The sequence below is a fragment of the Streptomyces sp. NPDC096310 genome (genome assembly GCF_044763125.1).
Lineage (GTDB): Bacteria > Actinomycetota > Actinomycetes > Streptomycetales > Streptomycetaceae > Streptomyces.
The window spans coordinates 517,080-533,869 of sequence record NZ_JBIWFO010000004.1; the positions used below are offsets into that span (position 1 = coordinate 517,080).

Consider the following 16,790-nt stretch of genomic DNA (forward strand, 5'->3'; position numbering starts at 1 on the left):
CACGGGGACGCCGGAGCCCCCGGTACGTGCCTTCGCGCCGCGCTCTCACACGGGCATGACCCGCACGTCGTACTGGGGGATCCACTTGTCCCGCGTCACCAGAGTCATCCCTTCGGTTTGCGCCTGTGCAATCAGTATCCGGTCGAAGGGGTCCCGATGATGTGCCGGAAGCCGCCCTGCGCGCACTCCGTGCCCGGCGGTGACAGGCAGCCCCGTGAACTGGCTGTCACGTACCCTCTCGGCCAGATCCTCAGGCCCCTCGATCTTCCCGAGAGACTGCTTGATCGCGATTTCCCACGGTGACACAGCGCTCATGTAGACACCGGGCTCGGTGTCCAGCAGGTCCTTGATCTCGCCGGACAGCTCAGGCGAGTCGTCCAGCCACCACAGGACCACATGGGTATCGAGCAGAAGGCGCATCAGCGCATCCCGAAGGCGTCGGCGAGATCATCAGGAAGGTCATCGAAGTCGTGCGGGATATGGATACGCCCACGGAGCGAGCCCCTGCCGGTCCGCATCACCTTGGGGCGCAGCGGCACCACCTTGGCCACCGGCTCTCCCGCCTTGCTGATCACGACCTCCTCGCCGGTCGCCACCTGCTCCAGGATGCGGGAGAAATGGGTCTTGGCTTCATGCACGTTGTATTGACGAGCCGCTTCCATGGATACCTCGCGATGTGATTCCCGTATGGACTAAGCAGTAGACTAAGCATAACCCCGGGAGGGGCACACGCACCTTCGCTCAGCGCCCGGAGCCCGGCGATCACCGCGGCCCGCCATCCCGCCCGACATCCCGCCCCTCCCGCACGGCCACGGGTTCATCGACCGGAATCCGCAGCTCCGAGCCGTCATCCAGCGCCAGCATGACATCGGGCCGCCCGGCCACACCCGCCTCGCCCCGCACCCCGAGGACCGTGCGCCACGCACCCCACACCCGTACGTCCTGACCGGGCCGTACGGCGATCGCGCCGACCTCCGTACCGTCCGGGACGGGTCTGATGTCCGGTGCCTTCAGCTCCGCCCAGACCGTTTTCCCGATCCCGCCCGGTCGCGCCTCGACACCCCACCGCTCGGACACCGCCTCCACCAGCAGTAATCCGCGTCCGCCCGGCTCGTCGTCCCGTGGCGCCCGCACACCGGGCCTGCCGGTACCCGCGTCGCTCACCTCAAGCCGCAGCATCTCGTCCACCGGCGAACGCACGATCCGCACGCCAACATGCCGGTCACCCGGCACCCGTACGCGCAGGGCGTTGGTCACCAGCTCGGAGAGGATCAGCTCCCCGGCTTCCGCGACATCGTGGCCGACTCCCCAACTCCCGAGTGTGGCACGGAGCACGGCGCGGGCCCGGGGGACGCTGCTGCGGCGACGTGTCAGCCGGAAACTCACTTCGTACGGTTCACCCATGGCGGCTCCCACCGCTCCGGCGAGCAACCCGAACCCCCGGTCGAGAGCGCGGCACTTGCTCGGCATCAATCGCCCCAGGCGTCCCATCGGCAACCCGGAGCGCAACCACTCTCAGCATTCAGTTGAGCGCGGTGCGTGAGGGAAGCTAAGCTGCGCACGCTGCGTCACGTCAAGAGTTCTGTCTGTCAATTGACACGAAGGTGGCAAGCAGCCCTTTCCCGCAGGAATCCCGCCGCGCGGACCCGAGGAGAGATTCATGACCAGCGACACCAGCACCCTGTTGATGACCCGGGTGACCTTCGGCCGGGCTCTGCGCCGCCTGCGAAGCGAGGTGCATCACTTCACCCTCGTCGAGGTCGGCGCGGCCCTCGGCTGCGACGACTCCCTGATCAGCCGCATCGAGAACGGCAAACGGGCCTGCTCCCAGGAGCACTTCGCCGCCCTCCTGGACCTCTACGAGGTCCCCGCGCCGGAGCGCGACGAACTCGCCCGACTGCACGCGGCCGCCCGTGACCGCCGGCAGCCGTGGTGGTTCCCGTACAGCGACGTGATCAGTGCGCAGTACGAACGGTTCATCGGCTTCGAGGCAGCGGCATCGACCGTCCACGAGTACCAGGTCGGCATCCTGCCGGGTCTGTTGCAGACCGAGGCCTATATGCAGGCCGTCACCGGCGTGGGCTTCGCCTCGCTGGGCCCCGACCAGATCGAGGCCCTGGTCGAGGTGCGTGGGCTACGGCAGCGGCACCGCCTGCTGGAGACGGAAACCCCGCTGGACTGTCACTACGTCATCTCACAGGCGGCACTGGACTTCCAGGTGGGCGGCAGACGCACCCACCAGGAACAGCTCGCGTACCTGCTGGAGATCTCGACGCACGCGTCTGTCGATCTGAGGGTGATCCCGTACGAGAAGGGCGAAGAGGCCGCCCAGATCGGGGCGTTCACGATCCTCCAGTTCGCGGACGAAGACGTACCAGATGTGGCCTTCGGAGAGTCGGTCGCCGGCAGTTTGACGATGGACGGCCCACGCGACCTGCGCCGATTGCACCGGCTCTTCCGCAGCCTCACCCGATCGGCTTACTCTCGGGAGGAGAGCCGCGACGTCATCGCACGCACCCTGAGCAAGGAAGAATGACTGATGGAGAAGGCTGACCTCTACGCGATAGACCCGGCCTCGTTGCCCTGGCAGAAGAGCAGTTTCACCGCCAACAACGGCCAGTGCTTCGAGCTGGCGCCACTCCCCGGCGGCGGAGTGGCGGTCCGCGACTCGAAGAACCCCTCGGGGCCGCATCTGTGCTTCACACCGGGCGAATGGCAAGCCTTCAAGTCCGGCATGGCCACGGGGGACTTCGACAACCTGTAGCCAGGGGCCTGCGGGCGTGGTCAGCGGAGCGGCTGCCGAACGTCGTCCCGAACCTTCAGCACGGTCCGCGCCGTAGCGTCGAGATCGACGGAATCGGGTTCTTGGGCAACGCCCTCACCGTCGTGGAACGCGACGTATGCGGCGGTGTTCTCGTCACCCCAGGCGCATACGGGGACGGTGGACGTGGTGCCCTCGTCTTCGGAGAGCAGTACGGTGCATTGCAGATCGACGTCCGACCCTTCCAGCGTGATGATCTTCGGCGGGCTGGGCTCGCTTATTCCGTCCGCCTCCCTCATGCCACGGAACAGGCCGTCCCGCTGTTTCGTGGGGTTCTTGAACCGCCCGTAGACTCCCGCGACGGCGAGCCCGCTCTGCGCCTCGTCACCGGTATCCGCGTACGAACCCACGATTCCCCGTGTATCGCGTGCATCCGGCCCGTCGCCATAACCTTCCCGCTTCATCTCGTCGTTCGTTTCGGCGCTGCTGTCCTCGACCAGGTCGTATCCGTCATCCAGAAGCGTCTTCGGAACGGTGAGCCGGTACGAGGCCGCCGGAAAATCGCCCGAGGAGCTTCCCGAGGAAGCGCTCCCCCGGTTACCGAGGTAGGAGAGAACGAGAAGCCCCACGACCGACGCCGCGACGATGCCGAGGATCAGCCCGGTCCGGTTCTTGCGCGGCGGCGGCCCCGGAGGGAACTGCCCCCAGGGCGCCTGGCCGGCGTACGGCGGAGGTGGCTGCTGGTACTGCTGGTACTGCCCTGGCGGATACGGGTGGGAGGCGTACGGGTTGGGCTGCTGCGGGGGTCCGTACGGGCCCGGGGGTTGGTGGGGCGGCGGTGGCATGGTCATGATCGCGAATCCTACGCACGCGGCAGATGCGCGCCCTCCCACCCACTGCGCACAAGACGGCCGATCACGACGATGTCCGCTTGAGCGCGATGCGTTCCCCCACGGCCGCCGGAAGCGGATACTCACGCTCCACCGGCAGCAGGGCAGTCACTTCTTCGTGATCCCCAGCACGAACCGCCTGCTCAATATCGCCGACCATGCCGGTGATGTCGGTCATGCCGACGATCCAGTCATCCAGATACCTCTCGACCGCTTCCCCCGACAGACCGATCTGAATGGCGCGCCGGGACAGCGCATTCAGCCCGGTATCGCGGTCCGGGTCCCACTGCACCCGGACCGGACTCGACTCCAGCTCCGCCCGCCACTCCGCCTTGTCACGAAAGCGGGTGCGGTCGAGATGGCTGAGGCACGCATGGGAAAGAGCCCACTCGAATCCGTCCCTCGTGATCTCGATGGACAGGATCCGCTCCTGGTCCGGTTTCGTAGCCCAGCCCGAGCGATACATCATCCAGAGGAACGAGGGCTTGATCCACGTCATCCGGGTGCGCTTGAACGGATCGACGAATGTTCCCGCGGCCACTGCGGGATCAGCGATCCTCGCCGGATAGGCCTGATACACCGTGACGGTTTCTTCCGTGAAAACCGCACGAATTTTCTCAGTCATACGGATTCCTCTGCTGCCCATACCTCTGGACGCCTGAGGATCGGACCTTCGACCTCACGCGCACCGCACGCGTACAGAAGCCAACGCAAATCCTCCCACGCGAAGGACGGCTCACCCCAGGTATCGGCCCAAAGTCTCAGCCCTCCGTTCGGCAGGGACGTCAGATCCCACCACGACCACCCCCGCACCTCCACTTCCGGATCAAATCGGTACAGCCAAGACCGCAAAGCCCAGGGACCTCTTCCAGTCTTCTCGGCGTAGCTCAAACTGCCCATTCGGGCGAAATCCTCGACGAGACCATCACCCTCGTGGCACACTGCACTGAACCAGGCGGGTATGGTATCAACGGGAAAATCATCATCCTCGAACTCCTCCGACATCGCGAGTGTCAAAACCGCGCTCACGGCAGATCGAAGCCGAATCGAATACTCGGCAGCAGGTACCTCGATCGCCAGATCAAAGTGAGCAAGGACCGGAGGGGCGGATGAAAAATCTGGACGTTCAGAAGTGCGAGACCTCTCCAGTTGGAGGTCTCCGATTTCATGCAACATTTATTATCCTCATCAGGCCGCTACTCATTCTGAATAATTTTACCAGAGCCGGGAATAATATTCCTTCGGAGCTCTTCCAGCAGATTTGCTGGAATTCCGTACAGATCATCCCCTCTACTTGGGTCTGAAATTTCCGGATAATCCCTCTTCAGTTCTTTCCACTCCCTTTTGGTGAAGCCCATTTCGGGAGGATTCTCCTGGGGTACGGCCTCCCTTCGGACATGCTCGATATAGCTCCTCTGGACGTCGAACGATACAATCTGCCCACCGTCTCCCGATCGGAATTCAAGCGTATGCCGTATATCTCCGCTCATGTTTAGGTAGAGCTGCTGATTTCCAGATATGTTTACGTTTCCGTTCGCATCAACGTGCACCCGCTGGCTGAGTGGGTGCGCCGTCTGCTTCCGATAGACCGTGGTCTTGCAGTCGTCCGGAGCGAGACCCAGATGGTCAGACCAGGTATGGGGATTACGGACATACGTCGCCGGATTCGGAGCCGGCCCCAAGCCCAGCGGATCCTGGCTGAGGTAGCGGCCCGTTTCCGGGTCGTAGTGGCGGAAGTAGTTGTAGTGCAGGCCCGTTTCCGGGTCGAAGTACTGGCCCGGGAAGCGCAGCGGCGTGTACGCCGTGGCCCTCGTATTCCAGGTTGTCGTGCCCCAGAGGGTGGTGCGGGTGTGCCATGCCGTGGCGCCGTGGTCGTCGATCAGTTCCGTGGGGGTGCCGACCAGGTCCGTGACGATGGCGAAGAAGCGTTCGTCGATGACCTCCTGGGTGTCCGTCGACGTGATGCGTTCGGTCTGGGTCAGGGGGTGCAGGCCCTGGTGGTGCCAGGTGAGGGTGATCCGGTGGGGCTGGGCGGGGGTGTGGGTGGTCTGTTCGCAGAGGGTGGTGCCGTCCCAGGTGAAGTCCACCTGTTCCTCGACCGTAGCGCCGTCGGCCGCCAGGCGCTGTTTGGCGGTGCGGCGGCCCAGGGGGTCGTAGAGGTAGTGCCAGTGGGTGCCGTCGGGGGTGGTGACGTCCGTCAGGCGGTCCTCGGCGTCCCAGGTGTAGCGCCAGGTGTCGGGGGTGCGGGAGAGGCGGGTCCTGCGGCGCTCGGTCGTGCGGCCCTGGGCGTCGTGCGTGTAGTGGACGCCGCCCGCGCGGGTGATGCGGGTGCCCGTGTAGGTGCGGGGGCCTGTCGCCTCCGCGCCGGGGTGGGTCGCGGGCCAGGTGGCTTCCGTCTGGTTGCCCGCCTCGTCGTACGCGTACCCCTCCGTCCAGTCCCTGGCATGGACGGCGGTCACCCGGCCCGCCCCGTCCAGGTCGTAGCGGCGGGCGCCGGTGAGCTGGTCCTCCATGGCGGTGAGGTTGCCGTCGGCGCGGTAGCTGTACGTGCGGCGCTGGAGGCCGCGCACCGTGCCGGAGACCGTGTGCGCGGTGAGGCGGCCCATCGCGTCCCACTCCTGGGTGAGAGTGACGGCGTCCCCGATGCGGCGGGCGAGTTCATTGCCGGCCGCGTCCCGTTCGAAGGTGATCGTGCGGCCCGCCGTGGTCAGGGAGGTGCGCTGATCCGCCGCGTCGTACGTCCACTCCGCCGTGGCTCCCGTGGGCGTGGTCCTGCGTGTGCGCCGCCCCAGGGCGTCGTACGCGTACGAGGTCGTACGGCCCGCGACCGTCTCGGAGACCAGGCGGCCCGCCCGGTCGCGGAGCAGGGTGAGCGTGGCGTCCGGGCCGACCGCCTCGGCAAGGCCATCGGTCAGGTCGTACGCGTACCTCGTCACCGCACCGTCGGCATCCTTGGACTCGATCCTGCCGAGCACGTCGCGCTCGTAAAGGATCGTCTGGCCCATGCCGTTGGTACGGGAGTGGAGGGCTCCTGCCGCGTCATAGGTGTAGCGGAGGACACGGTCGTCGAAGTCCGTTTCGGATACGACGCGGCCGGTCGGGTCGTATCCGTACTCCCAGGTGAGGCCCTGCGGGTTGGTCACCCGGGTGAGGTTGAGGTCGGTGTCGTGGGTGAACTCGTAGCGGGCGCCGTCCGGTCCTGTGCGGGCCGTCAGGAGGTCGAAGTGGCCGTATTCGAAGCGGGAGACAGCGCCCAGCGGGTCGGTGTGGCCGGTGGTGTTGCCCTCGCCGTCGTACGTCCAGGACTCCGCCGCGCCGTCCGGGGCGGTACGCCGGGCGAGCCTGCCCTCCGCCGTCCACTCCAGGCGGGTGGTCGCCCCGAGCGCGTCGGTCAGGGTCACCGGGCGGCCGAAGCCGTCCCGTACGCAGCGCTTCACCGCGCCCAGCGGGTCGGCGACCTCCGTGATCAGCCCGGCCGGGTCGCACCGTACGCGGGTGGTGTGGCCGAGCCCGTCGGTCGTCGTCAGGAGGCGGCCCGCCTCGTCGTACGTGGAGCGCGTGGTGACACCGGCCTGGTCGGTGGCCGAGACGAGGTTGCCCCGGTCGTCGTAGGCGTAGCGCCGTACCGTGCCGTCCGTCGCGCGGACCGTGGTCGGCAGGCCCAGGGCGTTGTACGTCAGCGTTGTCGTCCGGCCGTCCGGGCGTTCGGCCTCGACGAGGTTGCCGTCCGCGTCGTACGCGAACCTCGTCGTCCTGCCGAGCGGGTCGGTCCGCGACAGCAGCCGGTGGTAGCGGTCCCGCTCGAAGCGGGTGACCGCGCCGGCCGGGTCGATCTCCGCGACGACCTGGACGTCCGCGTTGATGAGGTAACGGCTGCTGTGGCCGAGCGAGTTGGTGAGCGTGGTGACGCTCAGGCCGGAGCCCGGGTTCTCCGGGTCGGTCTCCTCGTAGCCGAAGGTGGCGGCCAGATGGCCCGCCGCGCCGCTCTGGTACGTACAGCGGTCGCGTGCGTCGTAGACGTAGTCGAAGCGGCTGCCGTTGGTGTCCGTCCAGGACGTGATGCGGCCGTGCTCATCATTGCCGAAACGCAGAGGCAGGCCCGAGGAGTTGGTGACCTCGGTCAGGTGGCCGTCCGTGTAGGCGTACCGAAGAATCTCCTGGTCGGTGCCGTCAGGAGCCGCCCCCACCAGATGCAGGGCGGTGAGGCGCCCCTCGGCGGTGGCGAGTTTCAGGTGGTAGCCGCCGTGGTGGGCGATCGCCGTGGGGGCTCCGGCGGCGTCGTACTCGAAGGCGATCCAGTTGCCGTTGCGGTCGTCGATCTGTGCGAGGAGCGCCAGGTCGTCGTTGTGTCCGGTGAAGTGGCGGACCTGGCCGGTGGCCGGATCCGTGACCGTGTAGCCGCCGTCCACGTCCCGGTCCAGCGGCCAGCGCTGCCCGTGGAACGGCAGGACGGGAACGCCCGGCGCCGGATGCGGGTAGGCGAGCAGGCTGCCGTCCTCCCCTACGAGGACCACGCCTTCGGAGTCGATCTCCAGCCGCTGGTCGACCGTGCTCGCCCAGGTCGGGCCGAACCAGCCGCCCGCGCGGTACGACGACTCGAAGGTCCGCGCGAACACCAGCGGAAGCGACCCGGGCAGCGCGATGTCCGTCTGGGGCAGGATCATCCTTCCCGTGGCGACATCGACCGGGTCCCCCTTGCAGGTCTTTTCGTCATGCCGCCTGCTGTTGCCCACGGGATCTTCCTTGACCCCCTCGCGCGCGCCCCGTCTTCCTCCCGCCTTCACACCGTCCTTGATCCCGGCACGTGTCACAGAGGCCGCCCGCCCCGCACCCTTCGTACCGAACAGTTCGGGCACGATCCGGCCGAAGAACTCGCTCGGGTCCTTCTTGGCCGCGACCCAAGCGTCCTTGAGTGCCTGATCGGGGTCGGCGCCCGTCGCGACCAGGCCTGCCAGCGTCATGTTGACGCTCTTGTAGTAGTCGGCCGGGTGCGTGATGTTGTAGGCGTCCATCGGGTTGACCGAGCGGGCGAAGTTGACCATGCCGGCCGTGGCCTTGACGGCGCCCGCGCCGAAGTGGGTCAGTTCCGTGGCCTCGCCGACGGAGGAGTCGAACAGGCCGAGTTTCGCCCGCTCCGTCGCCGAAGGAAGCGCGGGCGCGTGGGCCAGGGCCGCCGCGATCGCCTTGCTCGCCGTGTCGCCCGCCTCGTCGCGCTGGCGGCGGGCCTCGGTCAGGATCTCCCGCGCCCGTTCGCGCCGCGCCTCGCCCGGGTCGGTGAACTCGCCCGGATCGGGGAGGGGTTCGGGGCCGTTCCTGGCGGCGTTGTAGGCGTCGACCTTCTTGTTGTACGCGTCCACCGCCGCCTTGGAGGCGCTCTCACCCGCACGGTGGAGGGCGATCGCCTCCCTGGCCTCGCCCTGCGCCCAGGTGACGGTCGTCCCGTACGTCTCCAGTGCCTTCGCCGCATCCCCGAACGAGTCCGCCGCGCGCAGCCAGTCCCCGGCGAGCGGGGCGAACTTCTCCCGGAAGGTGTCGGCCGCCGCGCCCTTCCAGCGGCTGGGGTCCAGCTTCTTCATCCCGCCGCCGACCAGGTCGAACGCGTCGCGGAAGTCCTCAAGGTTCTTGACGCTCGCGGTGATCCTGGCCCGACTGCCGTGGATCAGCTCGTCGGCCTCCTCGCTCCGGCCGAGCTGCTGCTCCCCCACCTTCGCGCCCAGCGAGGACGCGGCGCTGTCGCCCCAGTCCTCGACCTTGTCCGCGAGGCCGTCGGCGCCCGCGTACTCCAGACCGGCGCCGGCCTTGTCCGTCGCCCAGTCGACGCCCTCGCCGACCTTGCGCTTGCCGGCCTCCCAGCCGGCCTCCAGCTTTCCGAGCCCCTTGTCGGCCAGTTCCCCCCAGTCGGTCACCGGCTGTCCGCCCCGGCATCCGGCGCGCCGCCCGTCCCGTACCGCTCATCCGCCTGCTGGACGGCCGCCTCCGAAGGGCCGAAGGTGTCGTGGAGCTTCCTCTCCCCGGCTTCTCCCAGTTCCGGGCTCACGACGCCCGCCTCCTGGAGGTCCTTCAGCGCTTTCCTCTCCGCCACGTACATGGTGTCGCCCCAGTTCTGCTTCACCTCGCCGTGCGCCTCCACCAAGGACTCGGTGCTGTAGTCGGCACCGTCCGTCGTCGTCTGCGAGCGGATCTCGTCCCAGCTCTTGCCCTCGACCTCTTCCTCGCCGAGGTGCGGGTTCCCGTTCACCGAGTTCACCGCGATCTTGAACGTGCCCTTGATGTACTGCTCCTGCTCGTGGAAGGCCCCGGCCGAAAGACCCACTCCGGAGGCGAAGTTGTTCCCTCGCCGCATCAGGGCCCGTACGCCCCACTCCCAGCGTTCGCAGAACGTGTCGAACTGCGCGGCCAGCCCCGCGTGACCCAACTCCAGGCCGGTCAGGGCGAGTTCCGAGAAGCCCCGGCCCGCGGTCGCCCGGCCGATCGCCCCGAGGTCCTTCAGTTCGCCGTGCGCCTTGTCGATGCCCTGGGCTATCAGCGCCAGCGCCTCGTCCGGGGCGTCGAGGTCCGGTACGTCGCCGCTCATCGCGTGCCACCCGCTCGTCCCGGGTCCACCGCCGCGGCGGCTCCGGCGTCCACCGCCGCCGTCTCCGGCACCACCCCGGCCACCGGCGGGAAGAGCGTCCCGCCGGGGCTGCCCGCGTCCAGGGCCACTCCGGCGGGCACGCCCAGCAGCGGCACCATCACGTCCAGCAGACGGGCGCCCAGCACCGTACGGTAGGCCCACTCCCGCGCCGCCTCCCCGCGCGCGAGCGCGAACCGGGCCAGCGCGGCCTCGTCCGAGAAGGCGCAGATCCACCGGATCCCGCCCTGCTCCGCCGTCCAGAGGCCGCCCTGGCCGTCGTCCGGGACGAGTACGGCCGTACGCCGGAATTCCCCCAGCAACGCCGCGAACTCCGCCCTCGCCGCCGCGATCCTGTCGGCGGGCGGCGCCGGCGGGGAGACCGGCGAGGGGCCCGGCGCCGACCGTTCCCCGGCCTCCGAGCGGGCCAGGTCCGCCAGTCTCAGGGGCCGTTCGCGCCCTGGTGTCGCCTCGCCGCTCGTGGTCATGAGCCGGATTCTCTCGTGATCGTATTACCCAACGCAACGCCGAAACAGCGGACCGCGAACGCGGCGTGGCCCGGAACCGTCCGTACGGTTCCGGGCCACGCTCACGAAGGACAGACGTCAGGCCGCGTGGACCACGTCCTTCTCCTCCGCGAAGTGGCACGCCGACTCGTGCGCGCTCCCGCTGTCCGAGTCCTTGAAGCGCTCCGGAATCGCGAGCAGCGGCACCTCCTCCGCGCACCGGTCCTGCGCCTTCCAGCAGCGGGTGCGGAAGCGGCAGCCGGACGGCGGGTTCGCCGGGGAGGGGACGTCTCCGGTGAGGATGATCCGCTCGCGGCCCTCGCGGGCCTCCGGGTCGGGGACCGGGACCGCCGACAGCAGCGCCTGGGTGTAGGGGTGCGTCGGGTGGTCGTAGATCTGGGTGTCCGTACCGATCTCGGCCATCTTGCCGAGGTACATGACGCCCACCCGGTCGGAGATGTGCCGGACGATCGACAGGTCGTGCGCGATGAAGATGTAGGAGAGGTTGAACTCGTCCTGGAGCTTCTCCATCAGGTTGATGACCTGCGCCTGGACGGAGACGTCCAGCGCCGAGACCGGCTCGTCGCAGATGATGACCTCGGGGTTGAGCGCGAGGCCGCGGGCGATGCCGATGCGCTGGCGCTGACCGCCGGAGAACTGGTGCGGATAGCGGTTGATGTACTCCGGGTTGAGGCCCACCACGTCCAGCAGGTCCTGGACCCGGCGCCGCCGGTCGCCCTTCGGCGCCACCTCGGGGTGGATGTCGAACGGCTCCCCGATGATGTCGCCCACCGTCATCCGGGGGTTGAGCGAGGTGTACGGGTCCTGGAACACCATCTGGATGTTGCGCCGTACCGCCTTCAGCGCCCGCCCGGACAGCTTCGTGATGTCCTGGCCCTTGAAGAAGACCTCGCCTGCGGTGGCCGTCTCCAGCATCATCAGCAGCTTGGCGACGGTGGACTTGCCACAGCCGGACTCGCCGACGATGCCCAGGGTCTCGCCCTGGTACAGGTCGAAGGAGATGCCGTCCACGGCCTTGACCGCGCCGACCTGCCGCTTGAAGAGGATGCCCTGCGTCAGCGGGAAGTGCTTGACGAGGTTACGGACCTGGAGGATCGGCTCGCCCCGCTCGACGGGCGCCTCGATCGCGGCGACGGAGGCCGACTCGGTCCCCGCGTCGACCACGTCCACCTCGGTGACGTTCGGGGTGGTGTCCACCGCGTCCGCGCCGTCCATGGCCTCGTCACGTTTCGCCGGCTCAGCCATGGATCGTCTCCTTCCAGAAGTGGCATGCGCTGCCGCGTCCCGGCAGCTCGCCGCCGTCCCGCTCGGTCACCTGCGCCAGGGCGGGGACCTCCGTACGGCAGATGTCCTGCGCCGAGGGGCAGCGCGGGTTGAAGGCGCAACCGCTGGGGATCTTCAGCAGGTTGGGCGGGAGGCCCTTGATCGCGTAGAGCTCGTGGCCCTTCTGGTCCAGGCGCGGGATCGAGTCCAGCAGCCCCCGTGTGTACGGGTGCGCCGGACGCTTGTAGATCTCGTGGACCGGCGCGGTCTCCACGATCCGGCCCGCGTACATCACCGCGATCTTGTCCGCGACATCGGCCACGACGCCGAGGTCGTGGGTGATCAGGATCAGCCCCATGTTGAACTCGCGCTGGAGCTCGGCGAGGAGATCCATCACCTGGGCCTGCACGGTCACGTCGAGCGCCGTCGTCGGCTCATCCGCGATGATCAGGTCGGGCTCCAGGGCCAGCGCCATGGCGATCATGATGCGCTGGCGCATACCCCCCGAGAACTGGTGCGGGTAGTCGTTCACCCGGTCCTTGGCCGCCGGGATACGGACCCGGTCCATCAGCTCGATGGACTTGGCCTTGGCCTCCTTCTTGGAGAGGCCCTGGTGCACCCGGAACATCTCGCCGAGCTGGTAGCCGACGGAGAGCACCGGGTTGAGCGAGGAGAGCGCGTCCTGGAAGATCATCGCGATCTTCCGGCCGCGGATCTTGCGCCGCTCGTCGTTGCTCATCTTGAGCATGTCCTGTCCCCGGAAGAGGATCTCTCCCTGGGGGATACGGCCGGGAGGCATGTCGAGGATGCCCATGATCGCCTGTGCGGTGACGGACTTGCCGGAGCCCGACTCGCCCAGCACGGCCAGGGTCTCCCCGGCGGCGACGCTGTAGTTGACCCCGTTGACCGCCTTGGCCACACCGTCCCGGGTGTGGAACTCCACGTGCAGGTCACGGACTTCCAGCAGCATGCCGCTGTCGCCGTCCGCGTTCTGCGGAGCGGAACGGTCCGCTGTCTTCTCGATGATGGTCATGTACGCCTCCCTCAGCGCAGCTTGGGGTCGAGGGCGTTGCGTACCGCATCGCCGAGCATGATGAACGCCAGAACCGTGATCGACACCATGACGGACGGGATGATCAGGACGAACGCGGCGTTACGGAGCTGCTCCTGGCCCGAGGAGATGTCGACACCCCACGAGACGGTCGGCTCGGCGAGGCCGATCCCCAGGAAGGACAGCGTGGCCTCGGCGGAGATGTAGCCGCCGAGCGCGATGGTGGCGACGACGATGACCGGCGCGATGGCGTTGGGCAGGATGTGCCGGAGCAGGATCCGGGTGGTCGAGGCGCCGAGCGCCTTGGCCGCCATCACATAGTCCGCCTGCTTGACGGTGAGCACCGAGCCTCGGGCGACACGGGCGATCTGGGTCCAGCCGAGGAAGGCCAGGGCCAGGATCACCACGTACACATGACGCTCCTCGAAGGAGGTCAGGACGACCATCGCGCCGAGGATGAAGGGCACGCCGAAGAAGATGTCGGTGATCCGGGACAGCAGCGTGTCGATCCAGCCGCCGAAGTATCCGGCGAGCATGCCGACGACCGTACCGAGCACGGTGACGAGCGCGGTGACGACGAGGGCGACCGTGATCGAGGCGCGGGCCCCGTAGATCACGCGCGCGTAGATCGAGCGGCCCTGGATGTCGTACCCGAACCAGTCCTCCTTGAAGAAGTGGCTCCAGTTCGGCTTCTGCAGGTAGTGGTGGGCGAGGTCCGCGTACCGCGGGTCCGCGCCGGTGAACAGCCCGGGGAAGACCGCCATCACCAGCAGCAGCGCGATCAGCACGGCCGAGACGAGGAAGAGCGGGTTGCGCCGCAGATCGTGCCAGGCGTCCGACCAGAGGCTGCGGGGCTTGCCCATCGAGCCGTCGGCGGGCGACGCCGGGTTCTCCGCCAGTGCCTCGGCCGGTTTCACCCCACCGGTGTCCTTGGTGGTGTCCTTGAGTGCCTCAGGCATAACGGATCCTCGGGTCCAGGACCGCGTAAAGCAGGTCGACGAGCAGGCTGGCGACGAGATACACGACCACGATCAGGGTCACGATGCCCACGACCGTGGCGCCCTCCCGGTGCCTGAGCGCGTCGAAGGTGGCGTAGCCGACACCCTTGACGTTGAAGATGCCCTCGGTCACGACCGCGCCGCCCAGCAGGGCGCCCAGGTCGGTGCCGAGGAAGGTGACCACCGGGATCATGGAGTTGCGCATCAGGTGCACTCCGACGATACGACGGCGCGGCAGCCCCTTGGCCACCGCGGTGCGCATGTAGTCGGAGCGGAGGTTCTCCGCGATCGAGGTACGGGTGAGCCGTGCCACGTACGCGAGCGAGAGGGAGCCGAGCACCACGGCCGGCAGGAACAGTTCGTCCCAGTTCGCTTCCCCGCTCACGTTCGGGTCCACCCAGCCGAGCTGGAAGGCGAAGAAGTACTGGCCGAGGAAGCCGAGCACGAAGGACGGAACGGAGATCAGCAGAAGGGTGATGATGAGCAGCCCGCGGTCCCGGAGGGTGTCGGCCTTCAGACCGGCGAAGACCCCCATCGATATACCGACGAGCACGGTGAAGGCGAAGGCGAACAGGGCCAACCGGACCGTGATCGGGAACGCCTCGGAGATGATGTCGGCGACAGGTCGCCCACTGGCGATCTGGGTTCCGAAATCACCCTGGAACAGGCCGGTCAGATAGTTCCAGTACTGGTGCCAGAGCGGCAGATCGAGCCCGAGATCCTTCTTCATCGCAGCGATCTGCGAGGGATCGACGGTCTGCTCGCCGGCGAGCGCGCGCACCGGGTCGCCGGGCAGCGCGAACATCATGGAGAAGACCAGCAGGGTTGACCCGATGAACACCGGGATCATCTGGAGCAGTCGCCGCGCGACATAACGCCCCATGTGTGCCTCCGAATGAATAACTTCAGCCCCGAAGGCCGCTCCCCGTGAAGGAGGGGAGCGGCCCCGGGACTACCGCAGTCGCGGTTTCTGGCCGAGTGGGGGGGGATGGCCCTCGGGCCGCTGTGTGAGCTACTTGACGGTGACGTCGGTGAGGACGTAGTCACCGTGGAAGTCGATCCCCACGTTGTCCACAGCCTTGGAGTAACCGCCGTTGGTCTTGTACTCCCACAGCGGGATCGCCGGCATCTTCTCCAGGAGCAACTGCTCCGCGTCCTGGAACGCCTTGACCGAGTCGTCCAGGGACTTGGCGTTGTCGCCCTTCTTGAAGGCCGCGTCGACTTCCTTGTCGGAGAAGAAGCCGTTGTTGGCCTCGGCGCCGGTGCCGTACAGCTCCTTCATGAAGTTGGCGTTCACCGGGTAGTCGGCGACCCAGCCACCACGGTACGCGGACTTGACCTGCTTGTTGTCACGCGCCTCCAGGTCGGTCTGGAAGTCCGGCTTGGCGTCCGGGACGCAGTCCACACCGGTGGAGTTACGGATCGACTCGCAGACCGCGGTCACCCACTCCTTGTGGCCGCCGTCGGCGTTGTACTGGATCCACATCTTGTTGTCCGGGACGCCACCGTTCTCGGTGACGAGCTTCTTCGCCTTCGCGGCGTCGAACGTGAAGACGTCGGTGTTCAGGTTCTGGTGGCCGGCGACACCGGGCGGGGTGAAGCTGGTGGCCGGGTTACGGGTGCCGTTGAGGACCGTCTTGGTGATCGTGGCACGGTCGATACCCATCGACAGGCCCTGGATGACCTTGGGGTTGATCCCCTTGAAGGTCTTCGAGTAGAACACCGGCGTGATGGTCTGGAGACCGGCCCACGGCTCATCGATCACACGGTCGCCGAGGTCCGCCTTGTACTTCGGCAGGTCCTTCGGGCCGACCTGCTTGATCAGGTCCAGGTTGCCGGAGAGCAGGTCCTGGTACGCGGCCTCGACGGTCGCGTAGTTCTTGAAGAGGACACCCTTGTTCTTGGCCTTGTTCGGACCCTTGTAGTCAGGGTTGGCCTTGACCTGGATGAGCTTCTTGTGGTCCCACTTCTCGAAGGCGTAGGGACCGTTGCCCACCGGAGCCTGGCCGAACGCCTTGGTGTCCTTGTAGAAGACCTCGGGCAGCGGCGCGAAGGTGGAGTAGCCGAGCTTGTACTCGAAGTACGGCACACCCTCGGTGAGCTCGATGGTGAAGGTCGTGTCATCGACGACCTTCAGTCCGGACATGCTGTCCTTCTTCGCCTTGCCCTTCTCCGGGTGGACGTCGGCGTAACCGGCGATGTCACCGAACCAGAAGGCGTTCTGCATGTTGTTGTCGACGTTGGCGTACCAGTTCCACGCCTTGACGTACGACTCGGCCGTGACGGGGGTGCCGTCGTGGAACTTCCAGCCGTCCTTGAGCTTGACCGTCCACGTCTTCGAGTCGGTCGTCTTGATCGACTCGGCGTTCGTGTAGACGATCCCGCCGTCCTTGTCGAACTCCAGCAACTGGGTGAACAGCGACCTGATGACGTTGGAGCCCACCGACTCGTTGGTGTCGGCCGGGATCAGCGGCTTCTGAGGCTCACCGTTGTCCATGGAGATGTAGCCCGCAGGCTTGCCCTTCTCCTTCGACGCCGAGTCACTGCTGTCATCGCTTCCGCCGCCGCAAGCCGTCGCCGAAAGGGCCACGACAATCGCGCCCACTACCCACTTGGCGCTCTTGGCACCGCGCATGGGTTCCTCCTCATGAGTCCACTAGTCACTACAAGAAGGGCACTGTCTACGCGCG

General features: G+C 67.3%; 16 protein-coding genes. 2 read left to right on the forward strand and 14 right to left on the reverse strand.

Going from position 1 to position 16,790, the window contains the following annotated elements:
* Window positions 1-45 precede the first annotated feature (45 nt).
* The 3 genes from ACIQ7D_RS13260 to ACIQ7D_RS13270 form a co-directional block, all read right to left on the reverse strand.
* Window positions 46-420 carry a type II toxin-antitoxin system VapC family toxin gene (locus tag ACIQ7D_RS13260; RefSeq protein ID WP_403936823.1) on the reverse strand — a complete coding sequence of 125 codons (375 nt, stop codon included), beginning with the start codon at window positions 418-420 and terminating at the stop codon, window positions 46-48.
* A complete protein-coding gene (locus ACIQ7D_RS13265; RefSeq protein WP_403936825.1) occupies window positions 420-662 on the reverse strand; it encodes a type II toxin-antitoxin system Phd/YefM family antitoxin in 243 nt (80 codons plus the stop codon). Before ACIQ7D_RS13265 ends, ACIQ7D_RS13260 begins: the two co-directional genes overlap by 1 nt.
* Window positions 663-762: 100 nt before the next feature.
* Complete coding sequence (locus ACIQ7D_RS13270; RefSeq protein WP_403936828.1) at window positions 763-1,404, reverse strand: ATP-binding protein; 642 nt, start codon at window positions 1,402-1,404, stop codon at window positions 763-765.
* Between the two features lie 256 nt (window positions 1,405-1,660).
* Here ACIQ7D_RS13270 and ACIQ7D_RS13275 point away from each other — a divergent pair, with 256 nt between their 5' ends.
* On the forward strand, window positions 1,661-2,536 hold the full coding sequence (locus ACIQ7D_RS13275; RefSeq protein WP_403936830.1) for a helix-turn-helix domain-containing protein: 876 nt from the start codon (window positions 1,661-1,663) through the stop codon (window positions 2,534-2,536).
* 3 nt (window positions 2,537-2,539) lie between these two features.
* Window positions 2,540-2,764, forward strand: coding sequence for a DUF397 domain-containing protein (locus tag ACIQ7D_RS13280; protein WP_403936832.1), 225 nt, complete (start codon window positions 2,540-2,542; stop codon window positions 2,762-2,764).
* A gap of 20 nt (window positions 2,765-2,784) precedes the next feature.
* Here the strand turns inward: ACIQ7D_RS13280 and ACIQ7D_RS13285 are convergent, their stop codons facing one another.
* From ACIQ7D_RS13285 to ACIQ7D_RS13335, 11 genes are all read right to left on the reverse strand, one after another.
* Window positions 2,785-3,612: a hypothetical protein gene (locus tag ACIQ7D_RS13285; RefSeq protein ID WP_403936834.1), complete on the reverse strand. Its 828-nt coding sequence runs from the start codon at window positions 3,610-3,612 to the stop codon at window positions 2,785-2,787.
* 64 nt (window positions 3,613-3,676) lie between these two features.
* The gene (locus ACIQ7D_RS13290) at window positions 3,677-4,276 is read right to left on the reverse strand and encodes a DUF4291 domain-containing protein (RefSeq protein WP_403936835.1); all 600 of its coding nucleotides are present in this window, start codon (window positions 4,274-4,276) and stop codon (window positions 3,677-3,679) included.
* A complete protein-coding gene (locus tag ACIQ7D_RS13295; protein ID WP_403936837.1) occupies window positions 4,273-4,827 on the reverse strand; it encodes a hypothetical protein in 555 nt (184 codons plus the stop codon). The genes ACIQ7D_RS13290 and ACIQ7D_RS13295 overlap by 4 nt, the downstream gene beginning before the upstream one ends.
* A gap of 20 nt (window positions 4,828-4,847) precedes the next feature.
* Window positions 4,848-9,557 (reverse strand): putative T7SS-secreted protein, encoded by a 4,710-nt coding sequence (locus ACIQ7D_RS13300; protein ID WP_403936839.1) that lies wholly within the window; start codon window positions 9,555-9,557, stop codon window positions 4,848-4,850.
* Entirely contained in the window at window positions 9,554-10,225 is a 672-nt protein-coding gene (locus ACIQ7D_RS13305) for a hypothetical protein (protein ID WP_403936841.1), read from the reverse strand. Before ACIQ7D_RS13305 ends, ACIQ7D_RS13300 begins: the two co-directional genes overlap by 4 nt.
* Entirely contained in the window at window positions 10,222-10,749 is a 528-nt protein-coding gene (locus ACIQ7D_RS13310; protein ID WP_403936843.1) for an SseB family protein, read from the reverse strand. Before ACIQ7D_RS13310 ends, ACIQ7D_RS13305 begins: the two co-directional genes overlap by 4 nt.
* Before the next feature lie 117 nt (window positions 10,750-10,866).
* Window positions 10,867-12,033, reverse strand: a complete 1,167-nt coding sequence (locus ACIQ7D_RS13315; RefSeq protein ID WP_403936845.1) for an ABC transporter ATP-binding protein — start codon at window positions 12,031-12,033, stop codon at window positions 10,867-10,869.
* Window positions 12,026-13,084, reverse strand: a complete 1,059-nt coding sequence (locus tag ACIQ7D_RS13320; protein WP_403936846.1) for an ABC transporter ATP-binding protein — start codon at window positions 13,082-13,084, stop codon at window positions 12,026-12,028. Before ACIQ7D_RS13320 ends, ACIQ7D_RS13315 begins: the two co-directional genes overlap by 8 nt.
* A gap of 11 nt (window positions 13,085-13,095) precedes the next feature.
* A complete protein-coding gene (locus ACIQ7D_RS13325) occupies window positions 13,096-14,061 on the reverse strand; it encodes an ABC transporter permease (protein WP_403936848.1) in 966 nt (321 codons plus the stop codon).
* Window positions 14,054-14,983, reverse strand: a complete 930-nt coding sequence (locus ACIQ7D_RS13330) for an ABC transporter permease (RefSeq protein WP_384997552.1) — start codon at window positions 14,981-14,983, stop codon at window positions 14,054-14,056. The genes ACIQ7D_RS13325 and ACIQ7D_RS13330 overlap by 8 nt, the downstream gene beginning before the upstream one ends.
* A 129-nt stretch (window positions 14,984-15,112) precedes the next feature.
* On the reverse strand, window positions 15,113-16,735 hold the full coding sequence (locus ACIQ7D_RS13335) for an ABC transporter substrate-binding protein (protein WP_403936850.1): 1,623 nt from the start codon (window positions 16,733-16,735) through the stop codon (window positions 15,113-15,115).
* Window positions 16,736-16,790: the final 55 nt, after the last annotated feature.

Excerpts from the sequence above, each read along its gene's own strand:
- ACIQ7D_RS13330 (WP_384997552.1), bottom strand. The coding sequence starts at position 14,983 with ATGGGGCGTTATGTCGCGCGGCGACTGCTCCAGATGATCCCGGTGTTC.
- ACIQ7D_RS13335 (WP_403936850.1), bottom strand. The coding sequence starts at position 16,735 with ATGCGCGGTGCCAAGAGCGCCAAGTGGGTAGTGGGCGCGATTGTCGTG.
- ACIQ7D_RS13315 (WP_403936845.1), bottom strand. The coding sequence starts at position 12,033 with ATGGCTGAGCCGGCGAAACGTGACGAGGCCATGGACGGCGCGGACGCG.
- ACIQ7D_RS13325 (WP_403936848.1), bottom strand. The coding sequence starts at position 14,061 with ATGCCTGAGGCACTCAAGGACACCACCAAGGACACCGGTGGGGTGAAA.
- ACIQ7D_RS13320 (WP_403936846.1), bottom strand. The coding sequence starts at position 13,084 with ATGACCATCATCGAGAAGACAGCGGACCGTTCCGCTCCGCAGAACGCG.
- ACIQ7D_RS13295 (WP_403936837.1), bottom strand. The coding sequence starts at position 4,827 with ATGTTGCATGAAATCGGAGACCTCCAACTGGAGAGGTCTCGCACTTCT.
- ACIQ7D_RS13290 (WP_403936835.1), bottom strand. The coding sequence starts at position 4,276 with ATGACTGAGAAAATTCGTGCGGTTTTCACGGAAGAAACCGTCACGGTG.
- ACIQ7D_RS13275 (WP_403936830.1), top strand. The coding sequence starts at position 1,661 with ATGACCAGCGACACCAGCACCCTGTTGATGACCCGGGTGACCTTCGGC.
- ACIQ7D_RS13310 (WP_403936843.1), bottom strand. The coding sequence starts at position 10,749 with ATGACCACGAGCGGCGAGGCGACACCAGGGCGCGAACGGCCCCTGAGA.
- ACIQ7D_RS13260 (WP_403936823.1), bottom strand. The coding sequence starts at position 420 with ATGCGCCTTCTGCTCGATACCCATGTGGTCCTGTGGTGGCTGGACGAC.
- ACIQ7D_RS13265 (WP_403936825.1), bottom strand. The coding sequence starts at position 662 with ATGGAAGCGGCTCGTCAATACAACGTGCATGAAGCCAAGACCCATTTC.
- ACIQ7D_RS13270 (WP_403936828.1), bottom strand. The coding sequence starts at position 1,404 with ATGGGTGAACCGTACGAAGTGAGTTTCCGGCTGACACGTCGCCGCAGC.
- ACIQ7D_RS13280 (WP_403936832.1), top strand. The coding sequence starts at position 2,540 with ATGGAGAAGGCTGACCTCTACGCGATAGACCCGGCCTCGTTGCCCTGG.
- ACIQ7D_RS13305 (WP_403936841.1), bottom strand. The coding sequence starts at position 10,225 with ATGAGCGGCGACGTACCGGACCTCGACGCCCCGGACGAGGCGCTGGCG.
- ACIQ7D_RS13285 (WP_403936834.1), bottom strand. The coding sequence starts at position 3,612 with ATGACCATGCCACCGCCGCCCCACCAACCCCCGGGCCCGTACGGACCC.